Here is a 2,632-nt window from a genome sequence, read left to right as displayed (position 1 = left end):
AAAAACCACGATTTAGTAGTTGCCGAGGAACTAAGAAGCAGAAATCTGTTAAAGAATCATGCCTTGTCTCAAGCCATTTCTGATGTTGGCTGGCGTAGTTTCCTGAACATGCTGGCTTATAAGGCAGATCTATATGGCAAAGAATTTCTAACAATTGATCCTAAGTACACCACCCAAAGATGCCATCAATGTGGCAGTATTATGGGGCAAAACGGTTATAAGAAATTAACCCTTAAGGATCGGGAATGGACTTGTCCAATCTGTCGAACGCACCATATTCGTGATTGGAATGCGGCCGTGAACATCTTAGAAAAAGGATTAGGCAAGTGGCAGAATCCTAAAATAAAAGAGGCAGCCTAGAAAGGCTGCAGTCCGCTAGCAACTCACGGACTCAAAAGGCTTTGGTAATTAGACGACCTCTATCGGCAATAGTCAAAAGATTACTGCTGGTAAGTCAAGTCCGTATCTAAGCAAGTTGGTGTTCTGGTTGGCGCAAGCTAACGATCCACTAAGCCCTAGACTTCAGTCTAGGGTAGTTGACGTACTTATCACTAGGTGCCATAGTAGAATCATTACTGTAGTCATTTGAATTGATGAAAGTTCTGACGTTATTGTTCTTAACTCCCCCAGTCGTCTCACCAGTAGTCATTAAATAATTACCATTAACAGCAATTACATCTGCCACTTTCACATAACGATTGCGACCAAGCTTGTAATATTCGTGTCCTTTGATCTTGTAATAAGGGATGCGCTTTTTCTTATTATTTTCATAAAAGTAATATTTACCGTTTTTAGTTGATTTAACTTTGCCAGTATAAGCTAAAGTTTGACCACGTTTAATCTTAGTAGATAGTTGCTTTCCTTTTGCATTATACAAATAGCCATTGTTAATGACTGTGATCCAATTTTTGCCAGAAATTTGTTTAACATAGTCAGATGATAATAAGCCACTATTACCTAAATTGTATTGCAGTTCACCAAAATAATAGCTGCCTGGATCAAACGGTTTGTACTTAGGTGTACCATATACTTTAAAACTTTCCCCTTTTTAACCGGGTGTCTCTTGCCGTTAGCAAAATAACTAGCGTAAGTTTGAGTTACCTTGATTTTGCCACTAACAGACTGTCTTGCAGCGTAAACTATATTAGTTTTAGGAAGACTAACTACGCCCGTTACTGGCGCAACAGCTAAAAGCGCTGCAGTAACACTGATTGTAAATTTTCTGTTTAATTTCATTTTGAGCTCCTTTCATAATCAAACAAATATTAACAATTTTGCTAGTTCATCTATTACAATAAGATCAACACACTTTTATGGAGGTATTAGATGAAATACGATTTTTCAGAATTGATTGATCGTCATGGCAAAGACGCGATGGCCGTTGATGCAGTAGGAAAATTACCTGGTTTTGCACCATCAAAACCAAAAGAAGGCTTTGATACAATCCCGATGTGGGTGGCCGATATGAACTTCCCTACGGCTAAATCAATTCAAGAAGCAATTATTAAACGTGCCCAGCTTCCCCTCTTTGGTTATTTCCAACCAAGCGACGCCTACTACCAGGCAATCATTGATTGGCACAAACGTATCAGGTTTAACTAAAGAAGATATTGGCTACGAAAACGGCGTACTTGGCGGCGTCGTTTCTGCCTTAAAAGTTTTTGCGGCACCAGGCGACAAAGTTTTACTTCATTCGCCAACCTATATGGGCTTTACTAACGCTGTCCTAAGCAACGGTTATCAAATCGTCCACTCACCTTTAATTAAAGATGAAAATGGTACTTGGCGAATGAACTATGAGGATATGGATAAAAAGATTAAGAAAAATCAAATTCATGTTGCGATTTTCTGTAATCCTCATAATCCAACTGGTCGTGTCTGGACTAAAGAAGAAATCACTAAGGCAATGGAAGTTTACGAGAGAAATAATGTCTGGGTAATTTCTGACGAAATCTGGTCTGACTTAATGATGAATGATCATCATTACACTCCTACCCAATCAGTTAGCGAATGGGCTAAAGAGCACACTGCTGCTTTCTACGCTCCATCTAAGACTTTTAACCTTGCAGGTTTAATTGGCAGTTACAGCGTTATTTACAATAAGCCTATCCGTGAACGAATCCAAAGCGTGGGTAAAAAGACTTTTTACAATAGTATGAATGTCTTTTCAGAACATGCTTTAATTGGTGCTTACAGCGACGAAGGAAATAATTGGCTTAATCAACTTTTACCAGTTCTTTCTCAAAATGTAAATCTAGCTTACGATTATGTAACTAAGCATTTCGATGGAGTTTCAACCTTTAAGACCGAAGGAACTTACATGATGTTCCTCGATTGCACGGATTGGCTTAAAGAACATGATAAAACGCAAACTGAGTTACTTGAACGTGGTTGGGATTACGGCATCGGCTGGCAAGATGGTGGACTATTTCAAGGTCCAACTTCAATTAGATTAAACTTAGCTTCACCAACTTCTCGCATCGAAGATGCATTTAAACGCATGGACAAATATGTTTTTAATGCAGAATGGTAAGAACGACAAAATTAAAAGGCAAAGAATATTCAAATTGATATTCTCGTAAATTGCAATAATAAATTGAACACTTTTAATCAAGCTGCTTGATAGATTAGA

5 protein-coding genes are annotated in these 2,632 nt (G+C 38.2%); 3 read left to right on the top strand and 2 right to left on the bottom strand.

Annotated elements, in window-relative coordinates:
- Positions 1–360 (top strand): RNA-guided endonuclease TnpB family protein (locus CP355_RS09665; RefSeq protein WP_143468937.1); only part of this gene is annotated, 360 nt, incomplete at its 5' end.
- Positions 361–508: 148 nt separating this feature from the next.
- On the opposite strand, the gene CP355_RS09660 is transcribed toward CP355_RS09665, so the two are convergent.
- The gene (locus CP355_RS09660; RefSeq protein WP_255406621.1) at positions 509–892 is read right to left on the bottom strand and encodes an SLAP domain-containing protein; all 384 of its coding nucleotides are present in this window, start codon (positions 890–892) and stop codon (positions 509–511) included.
- A gap of 65 nt (positions 893–957) precedes the next feature.
- On the bottom strand, positions 958–1,236 hold the full coding sequence (locus CP355_RS09655; protein ID WP_098044429.1) for a hypothetical protein: 279 nt from the start codon (positions 1,234–1,236) through the stop codon (positions 958–960).
- 90 nt (positions 1,237–1,326) lie between these two features.
- Here CP355_RS09655 and CP355_RS10685 point away from each other — a divergent pair, with 90 nt between their 5' ends.
- The gene (locus tag CP355_RS10685) at positions 1,327–1,602 is read left to right on the top strand and encodes a hypothetical protein (RefSeq protein ID WP_233187036.1); all 276 of its coding nucleotides are present in this window, start codon (positions 1,327–1,329) and stop codon (positions 1,600–1,602) included.
- Complete coding sequence (locus tag CP355_RS09650) at positions 1,571–2,533, top strand: MalY/PatB family protein (protein ID WP_233187035.1); 963 nt, start codon at positions 1,571–1,573, stop codon at positions 2,531–2,533. Before CP355_RS10685 ends, CP355_RS09650 begins: the two co-directional genes overlap by 32 nt.
- The last annotated feature ends 99 nt before the right edge of the window (positions 2,534–2,632 follow it).

The organism is Lactobacillus sp. UMNPBX4, from assembly GCF_002554115.1.
GTDB lineage: Bacteria > Bacillota > Bacilli > Lactobacillales > Lactobacillaceae > Lactobacillus > Lactobacillus gallinarum.
This window is presented reverse-complemented; position numbering and strand designations above follow the sequence as displayed.